Below are 18,429 nucleotides of genomic sequence, written 5' to 3'. Positions count from 1 at the left end.
CCCTCCAGGGCACCCCAACTTTTCCGCATAGCCAACCTTAAGGACCACGAAATGGAATTCTCAAGCGATGTCTTCGACTTCGACCAATACCGAGCCTCAATGTCCGAGACGGAACGAAACATCACCGACGCGCTACCAGAGGCGGTTACGCATTTAAAGAAATGCGACCATCTGATTCTCTCAACCTTGGAAGGGTTGGGTTGCACCGAGTCACGAGCAGCGGCGGCTCACGCCCACTCGCTATACTTGGCCGCCTGTAACCTAGCTCTCGGAGCACACCTGTCTGCAATATTTCCTCTTCTCAGAACAGCGATGGAGTCTGCTGTCTACGGCTACCTCTTCAATAGAGAGCCTGGCCTATCACAATCTTGGCTGAGCAGGCATGATGACGAAGAGGGTTTCCAACAGAACAAAAGGTCGTTCACACCTGCAGTTAAGCGATTTCGCAAGTATCTTAAGGAGCATGATGAGCAGTCGAAGGGAACACCTTACGAGAAGCACATCATGGGGTTCTTCGATGCCGCTATTGACTTTGGTGCACATCCGAATCCAATCGCCCTGAGTAATGCAACGACCGTCGAGCGACATGACAATTTCGAAAGGTTCAAATATGATTACCTACGTGTCGATTACCCTAGTGTTATTCAGGGTTTGGTAGCCACCTATGAATTTGCCCAAGCAATCGCAATGATCAACCACTTTTCCCGCATGTGCATAACTCCAGGAATTAAGGGCCTAGATGAAATGTTCTTAGGATTTGTGGAGGAAACGAATGGGATCTGCGACAAACTTAATGGTAGCCCTATTGGCTTCAATTCAAGGTACTATACGCAAATTAATAACTTAGTTAAACGTTCGTGGAAAAAGGAATGAAATACCTCTAGTTTCGTAGACCCCGGCGAATGCCTACTTTTGGACGCTGCCTGCCTTCCATGACCGGCTCAAACCGACCCAAAACGGTCGGTCTGACGGTTCGATACTCATTGCTGAGTGCTTCGTAGAGGTACTTGTCTGCGTGGGCTTAAAAGATCCGTATGCACATATTTATCGATGAATCTGGAAGCTTTGTTTACACGAAAGAACAGGCCGGATGGAGTTGCATCTGCGCGATCGCGATTCCTGACAGTGCTCTTGGCGAAGCTGAAAGCGCCCTTCAAGATTTTAAGGCTGAAAATGGATGCGCCTCCACCGACGAATTGAAAATCGGGAAAATGGAAGATGAAATGAGCTACTTCCGTCTTCTAGGTAGACTGGAACGAGCGAACTGTACATTGTACGGGATAGCAACAGACGCATATCTCAATACCCCAGATGCAGTGGATGCTCATAGGCAGACTACCGCCCAGGGCATATTGGAGAACCTAGAAAAAATGCGTCATGAGGCTGGACGTAAGAGTGTTAAGTATGCGGCAGATCAGGTACGTCGGCTTTCTGCCCAGCTTCACATTCAGTTCATTTGTCAAATCAGACTTATGTATTACGTGGTATCGCAAGCAGTCACCTACTACGCACAACACGATCCAGCGTCTCTATCCAGTTTTGTTTGGCGCGTAGATCGGAAAGCCGTCGAAAAGAAGACCGAATACGAAGATGCTTTTGAGAAGCTCAGCCCGGCATTCTTACAAATGATGTCCCTCTCAGATCCTATGATGATGGTGACTGACTTCGACTATAGTCACTTAGCGGCATATGAGTTTCCTCAGGGAGAAGTTCCAACGTACCTTAGGGATGACTATAACGTGGACAAAGATTTAACTAGGTCGCTAAATATTCAGAAAATAGTACGAGGCGATATCCAATTTATCGACTCCCAAGGGAGCTTCGGGATACAGCTTGCTGATCTATTGAGCGCAGGCTTGAGAAGGTGCTTGCGGTCTGGATTTAAAGACAGTCTCAGGGCCGCCGCATTTTTAGGACGACTGATGATTCAGCGCATGGACAATAAGTATCCATTGCTGCTGTCATCACTAGGTAGTGAGTCAGTAGTGGACGAGCCTACAGCCGAACTGATTAAAATGATGCGTCGTCAACAAAGACCAATGCTCAAACGGGGAAGGGACCAAGGGTGAATCACCCCGGCTTTCAGGGCGTGTTCATCTGTCCGCTCAGGCCGAAGGCCGTCACGATGTATTTCGTAAATCTTTCGCATTTCTGCGATGTGCGTTCATTCGGCAGGACGCCTGGGAGGGTAAAAAACAGTTCCCAAACTCAAAACGCACCTCCTGTAGAACACGCCCTGTAGCTTGGTCGGTAGCCGTGAGTAATGGAACGCCGAGGGCCTTCAGGACGTCGGCCAGTGTGAGTTTGCATAGCGGTCTTGAAAACCGGCGAACGTTAATAGCGTTCCCAGGGTTCGAATCCCTGGTTTCCCGCCAAACACATAAGAAACTCCCGCGAGCTAACGCCCAGCGGGATTTTTTTTGCCCGCGATTGCGCAGCGCCGCGACGGCCAGTGCCATTGCCCCATAAAATCCGTGGTCTTTCTGACGAGCTTTTACTCGTCACCTCGCTGTTTTTTTACTACCATCGTTAATCTGCGTACTCAAGGAAGAGCGGCTGAGCGCCTTGAGGCTGGTAGAAATTCATGCTCGATCATTGAATGAGTCATGGCTTTTACCCAGAACCTAACGACTCAGCTAACCGAAATGACCTGTTGGTGGAACCGATGAATAAAATGTGTGGCATCGTTGCAGTGCTAGGGATTGCCCTCTCGGGATGCGCTATTAAAACTCCAGAAAAACCTGAAGTGACACCACCTCCTGCCGTCGTCCAGCAAGAAGCGCCTGAAGCCGCAACTCCGGCACCCGCACAATCGCCTGCGCGATATGAGGCTGCACCTGCGAACGCCAGTGCTTACGCCGCAGCGCCTTACGCACCGCAGGCGGCAGAGCCAGAGCAAGAGCCGGAATCAGAGACAAAACTCAACCAGAATCGCGCTGAGCAGTGCCGTAAAGAGTTGGATGTTCTGAAGGTTTACAACAAGGCGTCTTACGACAAATACGAGGTCGAATACCAGGCCATTGCCAGCAAGACCGCTAAATACATGGAAGTTAAGGATTCACTGGGCGCCGATTTGAACTATATGGTCATGCCTGCCTATCAATTTCAAATTCGTGAGTTCTGCTTCCGCGTTAAGACCCGTCTGTCTGAGCTTGTGCTTCGCCAAGCCAAATAAATCCCGGGTTGCACGCCAAAACATCCAAGAGAAATCCCGCGAGCCAGCTGCTCTGCGGGATTTTTTTTGCCTGTGATCGGTGTTGATCCAGCTTCAAGTCTTGAACCGCAGCACCAAGTCGTTCAAGTTGACGGCCAGGCGTGACAACTCATTGCTTGCCATCAACGTCTGGCGGGTGCCTTCGGTGCTCTGGATGGCCAGGTCGCGAATGCTGATAAGGCTGCGATCCACGTCACGCGCTACGTGAGCCTGCTCCTCGGAAGCGGTTGCAATCTGGATATTGCGGTCGTTGATTTCCAGTACCGAATCAATGATTTGGCGCAGCGAGTGGCCTGCTTGCTCTGCGGTATCTCGGGTGGTGTACACCTCTGAGGTGCTCTTTTGCATCAACTCGACGGCGGCTGAAGAACCGGCCTGAATCGTGGAGATCATCTGTTCGATTTCCTGGGTCGACGTCTGGGTGCGGTGCGCCAGGGCCCGAACCTCATCGGCCACCACCGCAAAACCACGGCCTTGCTCGCCTGCACGTGCCGCTTCAATGGCGGCATTCAACGCCAACAGGTTCGTTTGCTCGGCAATCGCCCTGATCACGCTGAGAACTTTGGAGATGTCTTGAGCCTGGCCTGCCAGTTCTTTTACCTGGCCTGACGAGACTTCTACCAGTTCCGTCAGTCCACGCATTGCCGTCAGCGTTTCAGTCACTTTCTGATTGCCCAGATCAGCCGAGACGCTGGACTGCATGGCCGCTTCGGAGGTGGAGTTGGCATTCCTGGCGACCTCTTCAACCGCCGCGCTCATTTCGGTAACGGCGGTGGCCGCTTGCTCGATTTCGCTGTTCTGCTGTTGCAGGGTGCGGTCGGCACTCTCGGTGATCGAGGTCATTTCAACGGCTGCGGTACTCAGTTGAGCAGACGCTCCCGAGATTTCTGAAATAGTGCTCCTGAGGTTGTTCTGCATCAGATTGAGTGCCTGCATCAAGCGCGAGGCTTCGTCCGAGCCTGTCACCTCAAGGTCGTGGGTGAGGTCGCCAGACGCTATATTTTCCGCCAGCTCAAGCGAGGAGTTGATGGGGCTGACAATGCTTTTGGTAAACAAGCTCGCCAAGACGATTGTCAGGATAAATGCGACGACCAGTACCGAAATCAGCACGCTCACGCTATGGGTGTATACCGCTGTCGCCTCTTCGCCGGACTCCACCGCCTGACGCCCATTCTGCTCACGCAAGACGGTGAGCTGATCCTGATAGGCGATTGCTCGCTGCGCCTGCTCGGTGTTCGCAAAAACAACAGCCTGGTCATGATCGGAATTATCGAGGGCAAGCACTTGCTTGAGGCCGTCGATGTATACATTCATCGCCTGGATGGTCTTCGCAAACTGGATTTCATCCTGCTGGCCGGAGATGAGGTGTTCACGGTAAAACGCGGTCTTCGACTGAAGTGCCTGTATGGCGTCTTCGACCAATGACTGCGATTTGTCATGCACCTCCCTGGTCGTACTCGAAAGCATGCGGATGCTTTCAAGGCGCGCGTGGAGCAGGGCGATTTGAATATCGTCAATGACCTGGACGCTGGGCAGTGAGTTTTGCTCGATGTCCTGCTCTGCGCTACGCAGGTGATCGATCTGTACATAGGAGAAACCTGCCAGGCTGATCAGCAGCAGTGTGATCAGCCCAAAGCAGACGAAAGCCCTGCGCGCGATATTCAAGGATCTTAATTTCATAAAGGCCTCCGGGGGCCGGGATTCAGTGGCGTGGCTTCTCCACGTCCATTTGTGGAGCGCGGACAAAACATCCACGCGGCGCAGTGACGCTCACTCGCAGCTTGGGGGGAAGGTGCACATTCAGGAATACAAAAGAATGAATCGAGATAATAGGCGCGCTAAATAATTGCGCGATTACTAATCGCGCAGATTCTGCTGGAAGGGGTACAGAGGCAGTTCAACCAGGCGCAGGCGCGCAGGGGTGGCCGTGCCGAAGATGACTGCCGTGCGCTTCAGCCGCGGTGTAACAGCGTGTTCGGTGCCACACCGAATGCCTTGCGAAACGCGTGGCTGAAATGGGAGAAGTCGGAAAAACCGAAGTCCAGTGCCGCCTGGGACACACTGCGCACCTGACCGCGCTCGATCGCTTCACGGCTGGCGTTCAGGCGTTCTTTCCAGATCTCTGCAACGGGGGTCTTCTGGTAGCGCGCGAAGGCGCGCGTCACGGTGCGGGTCGATACGTGGTGAGCCCGTGCGATGCCCTCAATCGACAGGTCCGGCTCGGTCAAATGCCGTTGAATGTACTGCATGATGCGGCCGTACAGGTCGAGTTCCTGGTGGGTGGTTGTCAGGTCCTGCAGCTCAAGGCTGATCACCAGCAGGTCAAGCAATGTCGCGGCATAACGCTTTGCGATGTGTTCATCCTGCATCGACGTCGGCGTGCTCGCGGCCTGGCGCAGCATTTCGCGCAAGGGGATGACCCCTGGGCGACGGTCGTCGAGGACCATCGCGGTGTATTGCGCAATGCGCGGCAGACGCTCGGTGAGCAAGGCCCGCGGAATACGCACCAAGTGATTTTCGGTACCACCGAAGCTGAAGCGAAACGCCTGGGTTGCGTCGTAAAGAAACAAATTCCCCGCTGCGAGGTTGGCTTTGCGTGCACCTTGTTCAATTTGACCATGGCCATTTCGGGCGAAACCCAACCATAAGTCTTCCGCCGGACCGCTGCGCAGATGCCGCTCGGATCGCTCCCAATAATGCAACGGCGAGGACAGCGAGCAGAGGTCCAGATCGCCGACGGTGTTGACCGTCAGGGCGCCATCAAAACTGCTCTGGGACAAGGGTTTGCTGTCGGCCGCCAGACAGTGGCGGCAGACCACTTCTTTCCAGTAATCAAAGCGACGGGGCGCAGGAACGGCAAGGGTCGAATAGTGAGTGCTCGGATTCATGGCACGGACCTCGGTACAGCGGGCTCGAGAAGGGGTAACGGGCGTTTTTTGGCAAGCAATTAGCAGGCCAGGCGTTTGCACGCCGGCTTGGCGTGCCTGCCGCCTCGGTTATCTGTAACCGCAGGGGGGCGAATTCGCCCTGGTCATGCCCACTGAAAGTACGGATGCACCATCGCCGATCACGGACGGCCCGGCGGCCGCCGCCTGTCTTGCCCAACCAAACGGTTGTCTCGACGAGCCAAGCGACCCTTGGTCGTCCCGGTCTAATTTGCACCTCGCAGCCGCTCATACCGCCCATCCGCAGGCCTGAACGAAAATAACGAGGAGCTCACTATGGAATCTGCAATCGACACCCATCTCAAATGCCCACGCAGCCTGTCGCGCCGGGTGCCCGAGGAGTATCAGCCACCGTTCCCGATGTGGGTCGCCCGCGCAGACGAGCAGCTTGAACAGGTGGTGATGGCGTATCTCGGTGTGCAGTATCGAGGCGAGGCCCAGCGCGAAGCCGCGCTGCAAGCCATGCGTCACATTGTCGGCAGTTTCAGCCTGGCCGACGGCCCGCAGACCCATGACTTGACCCACCACACCGACAACAGCGGCTTTGACAACCTGATGGTCGTTGGCTACTGGAAAGACCCCGGCGCCTATTGCCGCTGGTTGCGCTCGGCGCCGGTCAACGACTGGTGGGCTTCACCGGACCGGCTCAATGATGGCCTTGGCTATTTCCGGGAAATCAGCGCACCGCGCGCCGAACAGTTCGAGACGTTGTATGCCTTCCAGGACAACCTGCCCGGCGTCGGCGCCGTCATGGACGCGACCAGCGGCGAAATCGAGGAACACGGTTACTGGGGCTCGATGCGCGACCGTTTCCCGATCTCCCAGACGGACTGGATGAAGCCCACCAGCGAACTGCAAGTGGTCGCCGGTGATCCGGCCAAGGGTGGCCGGGTGGTGATCATGGGGCATGACAACCTCACGCTGATTCGCTCAGGCCAGGACTGGGCGGATGCCGAGGCGGACGAGCGCTCGCTGTATCTGGACGAAATCCTGCCGACCCTGCAGGACGGCATGGACTTCCTGCGTGACAACGGCCAGGCCCTGGGCTGCTACAGCAACCGGTTCGTGCGCAATATCGACCTGGAGGGCAACTTCCTCGACGTGAGCTACAACATCGGCCACTGGCGCTCGGTGGAAAAACTCGAACGCTGGGCCGAGTCGCACCCGACCCACCTGCGCATTTTCGTGACGTTCTTTCGTGTGGCTGCGGGTTTGAAAAAGTTACGCCTGTACCACGAAGTGTCGGTGTCGGACGCCAAGAGCCAACTGTTCGAATACATCAACTGTCATCCCCACACCGGAATGCTGCGCGACGCGCAAACCGCAGCCGCCTGAGCCTGGCCACACGCAAAGCCCTGACTTCACCGGCTTGCCATCTCATCAGGTGGCACGGCACCCGTTTGCGAGGAATACACCATGAACAAGCTCCGCCTGCTCACACTCACCACGGTATTGCCGGTATTACCGGCGCACGCGGTTGAGGTTGCCCCCGGCGACTATGAGCAATACCCCGTTGGCGCGACTATCGGTGCGCTCTATTACCAGCACTCCACCACGGACTCGGCCTACGCCAAGGGGCATAAGGCGAGTTCGGATTTCAGGCTGAATTCGGATGTCGGCATCCTGCGTCTGCTGCATGTGTACGCCCTGAGCGACACCGTCACCATCGACCCGCAATTCCTGCTGCCCTTCGGGCACGTCTCCAGCGCCGGTGACGCCTCGGCGCTGGGCAGTACCCGCGGGATTGGCGACCTGATCCTGACCGCACCGGTGAAGTGGCGCTTCAACGACGCCCGCGACACCCTGAGCATTGCGCCCTACGTCTTCGTTCCAACGGGCACCTATGACAAGGATGACGGGCTGAACATCGGTGAGAACCGCTGGAAATTCGAACTGCAGAGCGCCTACGTCAAGCACTTCACGCCTCACTGGGCAGTGGACGTGGTGGGCGGCGCGACGTGGTATGGCGACAACACCGACTACGGTGCCAATGCCGATCGGCTCAAGCAGGATGTTTCCTACGCAGCGCAGTTGATGGGGCGCTATATGCCTGACGCCACCACCACCTTCGGGATCGGCTTTGGACGCACCTGGGGCGGTGAAACCAACGTCGAGCACGTCAACCAGGATAACGAGCTGGGCACCACCAACTTCCGGCTGACGGCCACCAAGTTCGTCACCGCCCAGGACCAGATCCAGCTGCAACTGGGTAAGGACCTGTCGGTGGATAACGGGCCCCGGGAAGATTTCCGCATGAACCTGCGCTACGCCCGCGTGTTTTAAGGTCGCCGTCTTGCACGGCAGTGGCCGGCTGCCCTCGAGGGTTGCGCGGGGTGTCCGGCCCAGCCAAGTCGCTGTCCGTTTCAACCAAGCCTGTGCCCACTGGCGCAGATTATCTTGAGCGCCAGGCCACCCACGATAAGGACTGCCCTCCATGGCAATCGTTCGCCCCACCCTTGAGCAGCTATTGGACATTACGAGCCGCCTGCATATGCGGCTCAGCCCCGAGCAAGCCAGCGAATACCTGGCCCTGATGCAGGGGAGCTTCGACGCCTATGACTTGATCGACGAACTGCCCGACTTCATTCCGCCGACGCGCTACGAGCGCAGTGCGGGCTATCGCCCCTCGGCGGTGCACAACCGGCTTAACGCCTGGTATTACCGCACCGAAGTCAGCGGTGCCCGTGAAGGCAAACTGGCAGGCAAGACGGTCGCGCTCAAGGACAATATTTCACTGGCCGGCGTGCCCATGATGAACGGTGCCAAACCCCTGGAGGGTTTTGTGCCGTCGTTCGATGCCACCGTCGTCACCCGTTTGCTGGAGGCGGGCGCAACCATCCTCGGCAAAGCCACCTGCGAGCATTACTGCTTGTCCGGCGGCAGCCATACGTCCGATCCGGCGCCGGTGCACAATCCCTACCGCCAGGGCTATGCCTCGGGCGGCTCGTCTTCCGGCAGCGCGGCGCTGGTGGCCGCGGGCGAGGTCGATATGGCAGTGGGCGGCGATCAAGGCGGCTCCATCAGAATTCCTTCGGCATTCTGCGGCACCTACGGCATGAAGCCGACCCACGGCCTGGTGCCGTACACCGGCATCATGGCCATCGAAGCAACCCTCGACCACGCCGGCCCCATTACCGCAACGGTGCGCGACAACGCCTTGATGCTGGAAGTCATGGCCGGCGCGGACGGCCTCGACCCGCGCCAGGCCGTGCCGCAGGTCGACACCTACAGCGATTACCTGGAGCGTGGCGTGCAAGGGCTGAGGATCGGTGTGTTGCGCGAAGGCTTCGAACTGGCCAACCAGGACCCGCGTGTCGCCGCCTCGGTGCGCACGGCCATTGCCCGGTTCGAGCAACTGGGCGCACAGGTCGAAGACGTGTCGGTGGCCGAACACCGGATTGCAGGCTCGCTGTGGCACCCGATCGGTTGCGAAGGCCTGACCATGCAGATGATGCACGGCAATGGCGCCGGGTTTAACTGGCAGGGGCTGTATGACCTCGCCTTGCTGGACAAGCAGACCGGCTGGCGCGAGCAGGCGGATGACCTGTCGGCCTCCCTGAAGCTGTGCATGTTCGTCGGCCAATACGGGGTCGAGCGCTACAACGGGCGTTACTACGCCAAGGCACAAAACCTCAGGCGCCTGGCGCGCGCCGGCTATGACGCGGCGTTGGCCCGCTATGACCTGCTGGTAATGCCCACCGTGCCGATCATTGCCCAACCCCACCCGGAACCGGGTTGCTCGATCACCGATTACGTGGCCCGCGCCCTGGAAATGATCGGCAACGCCTCGGCCCAGGACATTACCGGCCATCCGGCCATGTCGATTCCCTGTGGCCTGGTGGACGGGTTGCCGGTCGGGCTGATGCTCGTGGGCAAACACTACGCCGAAGGCACGATCTACCAGGCGGCCGCCGCGTTCGAAGCGGCCGTCGACTGGAAAACTGCCTAGCCGCTCCCGTGCAGCGCAACAACCATAACGCCAGGCGCTGCTTCGACCTTCACTGATGAGGAACTCACCGATGACCACCCTTGAAAAAACCACATCAACCCCGGGGGAACGCGCGCAGGCGTTATTGCAGGTGCTCAAGCAAAAGGACCTGATCCCCGAGGGCTACATCGAACACATGACGCAACTGATGGCGCACGAATGGAGCCCGCAGAATGGCGCCAGGGTGGTCGCCAAGGCCTGGGTCGACCCGCAGTTCCACGCGCTGTTGCTCAAGGACGGCACCGCCGCGTGCGCGCAGTTCGGCTATACCGGCCCGCAGGGTGAGTACATCGTCGCGCTGCAAGACACGCCGCGCCTCAAGAACGTCATTGTGTGCAGCCTGTGCTCCTGCACCAACTGGCCTGTGCTGGGCCTGCCGCCCGAGTGGTACAAGGGCTTTGAGTTCCGCGCACGCCTGGTCCGGGAAGGGCGCACCGTGTTGCGCGAGCTGGGCACTGAGCTGCCCGCCGACGTGGTGGTCAAGGTCTGGGACACCAGCGCCGAAACCCGTTACCTGGTGGTGCCGATGAGACCTGAAGGTTCCGAGCATATGACTGAAGAACAGCTTCAGGCACTGGTCACCAAGGACGTGCTGATTGGCGTCGCCGTACCTCGGGTTGGCTGAGCCCAGCCCCTTATCGTTCAATTCCCGGAGGTTTCAGTATGGATGGCTTTCACGATCTCGGCGGTTTCCAGGGCTTTGGAAAAGTCCCCCACACCATCAACAGCTTGAGCTACCAACCGGTGTTCAAGCAGGACTGGGAACACCTGGCCTACAGCCTGATGTTCATCGGTGCCGATCACTTGAAGATGTTCAGCGTGGACGAAGTGCGCCATGCCGTCGAACGCCTGGACGTCCGCCAGCACGTCGGTACCCAGTACTACGAGCGTTATGTGATTGCGACCGCAACCCTGCTGGTCGAGAAAGGCGTGATCACCCAGGCGGAGCTTGATGAGGCCCTGGGGTCTCATTTCAAGCTGGCGAACCCTGCCCAGTCGAGTGGGCGTGCGGCAATCACCGGCCGCGCCCCCTTCGAAGTGGGCGACCGAGTGGTGGTGCGAAACGAATACGTGGCCGGGCATGTGCGCATGCCGGCTTACGTACGGGGCAAGACGGGCGTGGTGCTGCACCGCACGGCTGAAAAATGGCCATTTCCTGACGCGATTGGCCATGGCGATACGCGTGCGGCGCATCAGCCGACCTACCACGTCGAGTTTCGCGTGAAAGACCTGTGGGGCGATGCGGCCGATGAGGGGTTGGTGGTGGTTGACCTGTTCGAAAGCTATCTGGACCACGCCGACGGCACGGTGAGCGCATGACGGACGACGCCTTGACAGGCCGACTGCCGGTGACGGTGCTGTCCGGTTTCCTCGGCGCCGGCAAGACCACGCTGCTCAACCATATCCTGCGCAACCGCGAAGGCCTGCGGGTGGCGGTCATTGTCAATGACATGAGCGAGGTCAACATCGACGCCGCCGAGGTGCAGCGCGATGTGTCGCTGCACCGGGGGCGCGACGAGTTGATCGAGATGAGCAACGGTTGCATCTGCTGCACGCTGCGCGCCGATCTGCTGGAGCAGATCAGCGCCCTGGCACGCCAGCAGCGTTTCGATTACCTGCTTATCGAGTCCACCGGCATCTCTGAACCGATGCCGGTCGCGGAGACGTTCGCCTTTCTCGACGCCGACGGCTTCAGCCTCAGCGAACTGGCACGGCTTGATACCTTGGTGACGGTGGTCGATGGCAGCCGTTTCCAGGGGTTGCTGGAGTCGTCGGACAGCGTCGCCCGCGATGACGCACAAGGCACGACCAGGCGGCCTCTGGCGGATCTTCTGATCGAGCAGGTGGAGTACGCCAACGTCATTCTCGTCAACAAACTGGACCTGCTTGATGCGCCGGGTTACCAGGCCGTGCAGGCGATCCTGGCGGGCCTGAACCCCAGCGCGCGGATCGTGCCGATGACCCACGGCAACACCGCGTTAGCCGGCATTCTCGGTACCCACCTGTTCGATTTACCCAGCCTTGCGGCATCACCGGGCTGGATGAAACAGATGGAGGAGAGCGACGCAGCGGCCTCCGAGTCGCACACCTATGGCGTGACGTCCTGGGTCTACCGCGAGCGCGCACCTTTTCACCCGCAGCGCCTGCTCGACTTCCTCAGCCGTCCCTGGAGCAACGGGCGCCTGTTGCGCAGCAAAGGTTATTTCTGGCTCGCCAGCCGGCATCAGGAAACCGGTCTGCTGGCACAAAGCGGCAGGCAGTTTCAGTGGGATTATGTCGGCCGCTGGTGGAATTTCATCGACCCGTCGCAATGGCCGCAGGACCACTATCGGTTGCAGGGCATCATGGCCAAATGGGACAGCATTGTCGGCGATTGTCGCCAGGAACTGGTCTTCATCGGCCAGGACCTGGACACCCCCGCACTGCAACGCGCGCTCGACACCTGCCTGCTGAGTGCCGAGGAAATTGCCGCCGGCCCTGTCGCCTGGCAGGCCCTGCCGGGGGCGGCAGTCTTTGATTCACGGGCGTTGTCGACATCGACGTAAGCGACCGGCGCAGACAATACCAGGCGTTCGTAATTTGTCGCCGTGATCCACAATTTAAGGGCACGGTTAAAGATGAGTTGGCAATGGGTGAAGACAACTCGGGTATCGCCGGGGCCGTTAAAACCAGGTCGATGATTTATATGAGTAAATAAGTGGTTTTGTGTTGGTGTTTGTGAAGTTCTGCAACTGCCTGGGGAGGGTGGATGTGGAATTGCCCCCACTTTTTAACCTTACCGTCTGTCAGATTGCCAGCACGCTGTCCAGTTCGCGACTAGTTTCTCCATGGCAGGATGTTCAACAAGGAGATGAAAAAATGTCATGGACTTTCTATTTAACAATTACCAATGGTACGGACCGAACACTGGAAGTAACTAGCCAGTCAATCGAGTGGGGCACTTGGTATCGTGACTCTCAAGATGACAATGGCCCTTGTAGTATTGCGCCCAACACTACGATTCAAGCACTTGGTATCCGCGCAGCGCGAGGCACGTGGACGGGCTATGAGTGTCACGCGCAGTGGAAAGATAAGGTGCCGCCGGGGGAGAAAGGTTACGGGGCGATCACCTTGATGATTGATGTTCCGTTCTCGGGCTCCAACGATTCGAGCCTGACCAGTGGCGGTGCGCTGACCTCTTATGGTTGGCAAAACCTGCCTTCGGGTGGGCATGATTTCAACCGTTCAATCACTATTCGTGCAGGGCGAGACAAGAAGCTGGTACTCGAAGAAGAAGCGCTTGATCCGGTCGAGCAGGAATATCGTGAATATCTGCTGGAGCTTGCGGCAAGGAACCCCGATGTACGCGATTGGGATCAGGTTGAGAAAGACCTGACGCAAGTGGATGATTTCAATCCATTACAATATATCCCGGATGGCCCGACCCTGAGCCGGCGCCTGCTGGCCCGTTCCGAGCCGTTGGTCATCGAGCCTGAACTCTGGGATGGCATTGGCGATGTGGACTATCCAACACCTTATGCTCAGGATTTGTTCCTCGACGAATATTTTGCTGTTGCGATCTACAGCGTCGGGACTGATCCCAGAAGCTTCATCAACATCCCTGCAGGCTCTTCACGCAAGACCAGCGAGAAGATCACCGTCACGTCGGCAATAAAGAATGTGTTGACCGTCAGCTGGTCGCTCAAGACCTCCCTTTCAGAGAAAGCCGTCGAACCGGTATCCGGTTCTGAAGTGGCCTCCACACTGGATATGGAGTTCGGTGTGACCGATGTGCTGGAGGTGAGCCGTGAGTCGGTTACCGAATCGATTGTCGAGCAGGAGTTCAAGGCGCCGGAGGACAGTGATGTATTGATCGTGCCTTGGGTATTCAGCACGGCGGTTATTGTTTACCGGCGAACCAAGAAGGGCAAGGTCAGTCTGGTAGCGGTGTCTGAATGGGCGCAGATGCAGTTCTTCAAAAGTTACCGTGTACATACCCAATTAAAAATGTCCTGAACAGGAATGTCGACATGAAAATTTCCAGCGTCTTACTGATGAGTATTGCGTTTGTATGTCAAGGCATGGTCTTTGCTGATACACAGAAGTCCAATACTGAAACCTTGTTTTCCAACGATAAGCCACCGCTGATACAGACGGCACAAGAACAGGAGCAAAAAGATGTTGAGGCTGACCGCAATCAATGTTGGTCGGCCAAGAATTGCTCTGGAAAGATCCTGAACAATAAAGATGCACATAACTGTAAGTTGTCCGGCGGTAAGTCTTGGCGGAGCAAGACTACAGGGCAGTGCACCAATCTGTAAGTTAAGGTATCGAGTGTTTTTTTAAAGCGCGTTACCCGCATCGTAGGGTGAACACATCGGCAATGAGCCTCCACACCTTAATAGGCGTGGGGGCTCTTTTAATGGTGCGACTGAACAGATGCATGCCCGCGTATGGGCGCTTGTTGCGTGAGGAGCGTAGCGGGTGTCTTGACTCATCACTCCACCGTGCAGATCCAGCGGTGATTGTGCCGATAGGGCGCGCGGGTGAAGTGCACGTCGGACACCAGATTCAGGCCACGCTCTTTCAGGGCTTGGGTCAGTTGTACGAGTGTTTCTGCCTGGATAGTCATTTCGCTTACCTCGTCAGATTGACTGCGTTCATAATTCTTGACCGAGAGGGCAACTCGCTAATTCAAATTTTCTACAGCGGCGATTGATGCACTCTGAAAGCCATCGTCGCAACGCTCTGTAGTCCATTGCTTATCTGAACCCGTGGGGCTGCACTTTTTTCCATTCTCCTGATCTACCTCTGTCCCAGCCACCCGATTCCTGCGGGTGGCCAACAGCCATAGACCCGGTGCCGATGGATCGAACGTCAATTGCTTTTATCACCCGCTGGCCGCTGTTGCTGGCTGCGCTGTTAGCGTTGTGTACCACTGGCTGCAGCCAGCAACAGGGGCGTGACATCGCCAGGCAGTTCAGCGACGGCAAGCCTGATGAGTTTTTTCAAACCAGCGTGGATCGCATGGCCACCCTGGGCATGCGCGACAATCTGCAAAGCCTTTATCTGCTGATGAGCAAGCTGTACCTGCGCAACCCCAGCCAGTGGCGCCAGTCCGGTTATCCGGATGCGGTGACCGCTGCGCGGACTATTCGTCAGGCGATCGAGAACCGTCAGCCGTTGCCAGCGCTGGGGGAGCGTCGTGACCTGGCGGCCCTGAGTTATTCCTTGAGCCCGGAGTTTCGCGGGGATCGGGTGGGGGCGTTTATCTACGCGATCGGCAGCATGCTGGTGACCGCCCACGGTGGGCGCACGCAGTTTTACGTGACCGACTCCATCAACCCGCAGTTCGTCAGCAATGCCGCACGTAATATCGAGAAAGCCACCTGGCTGCTCGGCCAGCGCCAGGACGCCAATGGCGTGTTGCTGCTGTTTTCCAACGAGATATCAGAGGAGGGCAGCAACCTCAGTTTCGCCGTCGAGTTCGGCAAGATTGTCGCGCGCCTCGACCTGCTGACCCAGATACTCGATGAGCGCTACCGACGCATTGGCCTCAACTACGCGCAAAGTCTGCTGCTGATGAATTTCTTGCCTGTGCAGTGACACGCCGGCGCCAACGAACGATTAATCGGTACGGTGCGTCCCTTTCCTCTGTAGGAAGTTGCCTATCCTGCCCTCGACCGCTTGAAACCTGCCCCCGGTCGGCCCTAGCCTCGGACTTTTCTTAAACATGAGGGCCTACCTTGGGTAAGCGAAAAACGGTTTGGCCTACTGATCGCGAAATCCGCCTGCGATTTATCCTGTTTGCCGTCATCGACGCCGCGAGTGCCCAGGGGGTCGCTTCGGAGGTGCTGATACCCGCGCACAAACTGCTGCGCGACGCGCCGACGGAGGCGCAGCTATGCGACACGCTGGCCGACATATTGGCCACCGATCAGATGTACGGTTTCAGGTTTCCCGTCGGCTCAGACGCTGACGATCTGATGCAGACGCTGGAGTGGTCGGGCAAGCAGGGCAGCGATTGATCACTGGGTTTTCATTTAAATAATCCTGGTCCGATACGGTTGTGGGAAAAATCCGTGACTTGAATCGCGCGTGACTTGGCGGGTGTGGGAGCCTTCCCATGACTGCTCGCGTGCCGGCATTGCCGTGCACGCTCCCGTATTTCAAGGACCTGCCCATGCTGTTGCGCCAACCACCGCTGCTGTTCGCCGCCCTGACCCTCAGTTCCCTGGTACAGGCCGAAGACCTGCAGTTGGCGCCGGTCGAAGTCACCGCGTCCGAAGCCAGCGCCGGCGAGATCGCCCAGGCACAGCTCAACAGCGTGCCCGGCGGTACTAACTTCATCGACATGGACAGCGTGCAGCAGGGGCGGGTGAGCACCAACGAGGATGTCTTCAAGTATCAGGCCGGGGTGTACGCCAAGGCGGCGAATAACGAAGGGGTCAAGTTGTCCATTCGCGGTTCGGGTTTGAACCGTAGCCCGGGTTCCCATGCCTCCGGGCTGTATGAAATGTTCGACGGCCTGCCGCTGACCGGCCCCGGCGGCACCCCCTATGAACTCAAGGACCCGTTATGGCAGAGCCGGGTGCAGGTGCTGCGCGGCGCCAACGGTTTCGATCAGGGCGCGTTGGCCCTGGGCGGCGCCGTCAACTATGTGACCCGCACCGGTTATGAGGCGCCCAAACTGCAAGTGCGCTATGAGGCGGGCAGCCGGGGTTACGCCCAGCGCGAAATCAGTTCCGGCCAGGTGCTCGGTGATGCCGATTACTACATCAGCCTCACCGATTCGCAGTCCGACGGTTACCAGCAGCAAAGTGCCGGGACGGGCAAGGGCATCGCGGCCAACTTCGGCTATCGCTTCAACCCCAACCTGGAAACGCGCTTCTATCTGCGCTACCGCGAAACCACCAATGACACGCCGGGCAAGCTCACCCGCGAGCAGATCAGCCATGACCCGCGCGCCGCCAACAGCCTCAACGCCGCCCGCGATTCCAAACGCTTGCAACCGGGTTCCACCTGGCTTGCCAACAAGACCACGTTGCAGCTGGATGATACGTCCCGCGTCGAGGTCGGGCTGGCCTATCACGACTACCCGATGGACCTGCGCGAAGGCACCAATCGCCTGAAAGTCGCTTACACCGACATCAGTGGCACGCTCAATTACATCCGCCAGGACAGCCTGTTCGGCCATGACAGCACCACCACCCTCGGCCTGCGCACCACCCAGGCGATGCCCAACAATGGCGCCTCGGAGTACGTGCGCGTCCCGGCCGGTAACACGGTGGGCTACGCGCCCGGCACCAAGACCCGTGACTACACCTACCTGGGCTCCGACACGGTGTTGCATATCGGCAACGAGCTGGAGCTGGTCCCCGACCTGTGGCTGACCACTGGCGTGGCCGCGATTTATACGCGCCGCGAAACCCAGGTCACCTATCCGGACGGCCAGGCACCGACGCGTCAGCACGATTGGGACTACGCGCCACGCATCGGCCTGCGCTATGACTTTACCCCGCAATTGCAGGTGTATGGCAACCTGAGCCGTTCGGTCGAGCCGCCGCACGCCTGGTCGATGATCTGGGGTTCCAATAAATATTTCGCTAAAGAAAGCGGTGCGGCCAACGGCTTGCAGCGCGAAGGCGTGAAGTTGCGCAATCAGACCGCCACCACCCTGGAGATCGGCGGGCGCGGCGAGGCCTGGCTTGGCCAATGGGACCTGGCGCTCTACCGCTCCGAAGTGCGCCACGAACTGTTGACCGTGGAAACCCAGGCCCAGACCTCGACCGCCAGTGCCATTGTCGCCGAAGCCAATGCCAGTCCCACCGTGCATCAAGGCGTGGAACTGAGCCTGCTCAGCCCGCTGTGGGACGGCGGCCGCAATGGCCAGCTTGCGCTGCGCCAGGCCTATACCTTCAATGACTTCCACTACCGCGATGATGATCGTTTCGGCGACAACACCTTGCCCGGCATCCCCAGGCACTATTACCAGGCGCAACTGCGCTACAGCCACCCGAGCGGTTTCTACACCAGCCTCAACACCGAGCATGCCTCGCGGGTGGCGGTGGACTACGCCAACTCCTATTACGCTGCGGCCTACACCACCCTTGGCGCCACGTTCGGCTACGACGCGCCCAGGCAGGACTGGCAAGCCTGGGTCGATCTGCGCAACCTGACCAACCGGCGTTATGCCAACACCGTGACGCCGGGTTACGACGACAAAGGCATGGACGTAGCCCGTTCCACACCCGCCGATGGGCGTGGTGTTTACACCGGCGTGTCGTGGCGTTGGCGCTGAA

The 18,429-nt window shown here is 58.3% G+C and carries 17 protein-coding genes and 1 pseudogene; 14 read left to right on the top strand and 4 right to left on the bottom strand.

Annotated elements, in window-relative coordinates:
• The first annotated feature begins 51 nt into the window (after positions 1–51).
• The 3 genes from BFP96_RS07225 to BFP96_RS31140 all read left to right on the top strand — a co-directional run bounded on the left by BFP96_RS07225 (position 52) and on the right by BFP96_RS31140 (position 3,175).
• Positions 52–873 (top strand): hypothetical protein, encoded by an 822-nt coding sequence (locus tag BFP96_RS07225; protein ID WP_139113360.1) that lies wholly within the window; start codon positions 52–54, stop codon positions 871–873.
• A 161-nt stretch (positions 874–1,034) separates the two neighbouring features.
• Positions 1,035–2,069: a DUF3800 domain-containing protein gene (locus BFP96_RS07220; RefSeq protein WP_065935918.1), complete on the top strand. Its 1,035-nt coding sequence runs from the start codon at positions 1,035–1,037 to the stop codon at positions 2,067–2,069.
• A 530-nt stretch (positions 2,070–2,599) separates the two neighbouring features.
• Entirely contained in the window at positions 2,600–3,175 is a 576-nt protein-coding gene (locus BFP96_RS31140) for a hypothetical protein (protein ID WP_256548839.1), read from the top strand.
• A 93-nt stretch (positions 3,176–3,268) separates the two neighbouring features.
• On the opposite strand, the gene BFP96_RS31750 is transcribed toward BFP96_RS31140, so the two are convergent.
• The 3 genes and pseudogenes from BFP96_RS31750 to BFP96_RS07205 all read right to left on the bottom strand — a co-directional run bounded on the left by BFP96_RS31750 (position 3,269) and on the right by BFP96_RS07205 (position 6,102).
• Complete coding sequence (locus tag BFP96_RS31750; protein ID WP_371914198.1) at positions 3,269–4,057, bottom strand: methyl-accepting chemotaxis protein; 789 nt, start codon at positions 4,055–4,057, stop codon at positions 3,269–3,271.
• A 69-nt stretch (positions 4,058–4,126) separates the two neighbouring features.
• A pseudogene (locus BFP96_RS31745) lies at positions 4,127–4,894 on the bottom strand (MCP four helix bundle domain-containing protein); the annotation flags it as partial.
• Between the two features lie 272 nt (positions 4,895–5,166).
• Positions 5,167–6,102 carry an AraC-like ligand-binding domain-containing protein gene (locus tag BFP96_RS07205; protein ID WP_065935917.1) on the bottom strand — a complete coding sequence of 312 codons (936 nt, stop codon included), beginning with the start codon at positions 6,100–6,102 and terminating at the stop codon, positions 5,167–5,169.
• A 333-nt stretch (positions 6,103–6,435) separates the two neighbouring features.
• Between BFP96_RS07205 and BFP96_RS07200 the strand changes: the two genes are divergently transcribed.
• From BFP96_RS07200 to BFP96_RS07165, 8 genes are all read left to right on the top strand, one after another.
• Positions 6,436–7,494 (top strand): aliphatic aldoxime dehydratase, encoded by a 1,059-nt coding sequence (locus tag BFP96_RS07200; protein ID WP_065892816.1) that lies wholly within the window; start codon positions 6,436–6,438, stop codon positions 7,492–7,494.
• Positions 7,495–7,575: 81 nt separating this feature from the next.
• Positions 7,576–8,442: a transporter gene (locus BFP96_RS07195; RefSeq protein WP_065892817.1), complete on the top strand. Its 867-nt coding sequence runs from the start codon at positions 7,576–7,578 to the stop codon at positions 8,440–8,442.
• 151 nt (positions 8,443–8,593) lie between these two features.
• Positions 8,594–10,108 (top strand): amidase, encoded by a 1,515-nt coding sequence (locus BFP96_RS07190; protein ID WP_065935916.1) that lies wholly within the window; start codon positions 8,594–8,596, stop codon positions 10,106–10,108.
• Positions 10,109–10,178: 70 nt separating this feature from the next.
• Positions 10,179–10,772 (top strand): nitrile hydratase subunit alpha, encoded by a 594-nt coding sequence (gene nthA, locus BFP96_RS07185; protein ID WP_065935915.1) that lies wholly within the window; start codon positions 10,179–10,181, stop codon positions 10,770–10,772.
• A gap of 38 nt (positions 10,773–10,810) precedes the next feature.
• Positions 10,811–11,467 carry a nitrile hydratase subunit beta gene (gene nthB / locus BFP96_RS07180; protein ID WP_065895954.1) on the top strand — a complete coding sequence of 219 codons (657 nt, stop codon included), beginning with the start codon at positions 10,811–10,813 and terminating at the stop codon, positions 11,465–11,467.
• Complete coding sequence (locus BFP96_RS07175; RefSeq protein WP_065935914.1) at positions 11,464–12,693, top strand: GTP-binding protein; 1,230 nt, start codon at positions 11,464–11,466, stop codon at positions 12,691–12,693. The genes nthB and BFP96_RS07175 overlap by 4 nt, the downstream gene beginning before the upstream one ends.
• 313 nt (positions 12,694–13,006) lie before the next feature.
• A complete protein-coding gene (locus BFP96_RS07170; protein ID WP_065892822.1) occupies positions 13,007–14,143 on the top strand; it encodes a hypothetical protein in 1,137 nt (378 codons plus the stop codon).
• Between the two features lie 14 nt (positions 14,144–14,157).
• Positions 14,158–14,448: a hypothetical protein gene (locus BFP96_RS07165; RefSeq protein WP_065892823.1), complete on the top strand. Its 291-nt coding sequence runs from the start codon at positions 14,158–14,160 to the stop codon at positions 14,446–14,448.
• 176 nt (positions 14,449–14,624) lie between these two features.
• Here BFP96_RS07165 and BFP96_RS31135 read toward each other — a convergent pair whose 3' ends face one another.
• On the bottom strand, positions 14,625–14,759 hold the full coding sequence (locus tag BFP96_RS31135) for a hypothetical protein (RefSeq protein WP_256095189.1): 135 nt from the start codon (positions 14,757–14,759) through the stop codon (positions 14,625–14,627).
• Positions 14,760–14,992: 233 nt separating this feature from the next.
• Here BFP96_RS31135 and BFP96_RS07155 point away from each other — a divergent pair, with 233 nt between their 5' ends.
• The 3 genes from BFP96_RS07155 (at position 14,993) to BFP96_RS07145 (ending at position 18,428) form a co-directional block, all read left to right on the top strand.
• Complete coding sequence (locus BFP96_RS07155) at positions 14,993–15,733, top strand: hypothetical protein (RefSeq protein WP_065892825.1); 741 nt, start codon at positions 14,993–14,995, stop codon at positions 15,731–15,733.
• A 140-nt stretch (positions 15,734–15,873) separates the two neighbouring features.
• Entirely contained in the window at positions 15,874–16,155 is a 282-nt protein-coding gene (locus tag BFP96_RS07150; protein WP_065935913.1) for a hypothetical protein, read from the top strand.
• Between the two features lie 155 nt (positions 16,156–16,310).
• Positions 16,311–18,428, top strand: a complete 2,118-nt coding sequence (locus tag BFP96_RS07145; RefSeq protein ID WP_065935912.1) for a TonB-dependent receptor family protein — start codon at positions 16,311–16,313, stop codon at positions 18,426–18,428.
• Position 18,429: the final 1 nt, after the last annotated feature.

Origin of the sequence: Pseudomonas sp. 34 E 7 (genome assembly GCF_900005715.1) — a bacterium.
In the GTDB taxonomy this organism is placed as follows: domain Bacteria; phylum Pseudomonadota; class Gammaproteobacteria; order Pseudomonadales; family Pseudomonadaceae; genus Aquipseudomonas; species Aquipseudomonas orientalis_A.
The sequence above is the reverse complement of the archived record's forward strand: the minus strand, read 5'-3'. Positions and strand labels throughout refer to the sequence as shown.

What these genes read in the sequence shown, in the direction of transcription:
- nthA (WP_065935915.1), top strand. Translation starts at nt 10,179, where the DNA reads ATGACCACCCTTGAAAAAACCACATCAACCCCGGGGGAACGCGCGCAG.
- BFP96_RS07145 (WP_065935912.1), top strand. Translation starts at nt 16,311, where the DNA reads ATGCTGTTGCGCCAACCACCGCTGCTGTTCGCCGCCCTGACCCTCAGT.
- BFP96_RS31750 (WP_371914198.1), bottom strand. Translation starts at nt 4,057, where the DNA reads ATGACCTCGATCACCGAGAGTGCCGACCGCACCCTGCAACAGCAGAAC.
- BFP96_RS07175 (WP_065935914.1), top strand. Translation starts at nt 11,464, where the DNA reads ATGACGGACGACGCCTTGACAGGCCGACTGCCGGTGACGGTGCTGTCC.
- BFP96_RS07220 (WP_065935918.1), top strand. Translation starts at nt 1,035, where the DNA reads ATGCACATATTTATCGATGAATCTGGAAGCTTTGTTTACACGAAAGAA.
- BFP96_RS07155 (WP_065892825.1), top strand. Translation starts at nt 14,993, where the DNA reads ATGGATCGAACGTCAATTGCTTTTATCACCCGCTGGCCGCTGTTGCTG.
- BFP96_RS07225 (WP_139113360.1), top strand. Translation starts at nt 52, where the DNA reads ATGGAATTCTCAAGCGATGTCTTCGACTTCGACCAATACCGAGCCTCA.
- nthB (WP_065895954.1), top strand. Translation starts at nt 10,811, where the DNA reads ATGGATGGCTTTCACGATCTCGGCGGTTTCCAGGGCTTTGGAAAAGTC.
- BFP96_RS07205 (WP_065935917.1), bottom strand. Translation starts at nt 6,102, where the DNA reads ATGAATCCGAGCACTCACTATTCGACCCTTGCCGTTCCTGCGCCCCGT.
- BFP96_RS07200 (WP_065892816.1), top strand. Translation starts at nt 6,436, where the DNA reads ATGGAATCTGCAATCGACACCCATCTCAAATGCCCACGCAGCCTGTCG.
- BFP96_RS07195 (WP_065892817.1), top strand. Translation starts at nt 7,576, where the DNA reads ATGAACAAGCTCCGCCTGCTCACACTCACCACGGTATTGCCGGTATTA.
- BFP96_RS31135 (WP_256095189.1), bottom strand. Translation starts at nt 14,759, where the DNA reads ATGACTATCCAGGCAGAAACACTCGTACAACTGACCCAAGCCCTGAAA.
- BFP96_RS07190 (WP_065935916.1), top strand. Translation starts at nt 8,594, where the DNA reads ATGGCAATCGTTCGCCCCACCCTTGAGCAGCTATTGGACATTACGAGC.
- BFP96_RS07170 (WP_065892822.1), top strand. Translation starts at nt 13,007, where the DNA reads ATGTCATGGACTTTCTATTTAACAATTACCAATGGTACGGACCGAACA.
- BFP96_RS31140 (WP_256548839.1), top strand. Translation starts at nt 2,600, where the DNA reads ATGAGTCATGGCTTTTACCCAGAACCTAACGACTCAGCTAACCGAAAT.
- BFP96_RS07165 (WP_065892823.1), top strand. Translation starts at nt 14,158, where the DNA reads ATGAAAATTTCCAGCGTCTTACTGATGAGTATTGCGTTTGTATGTCAA.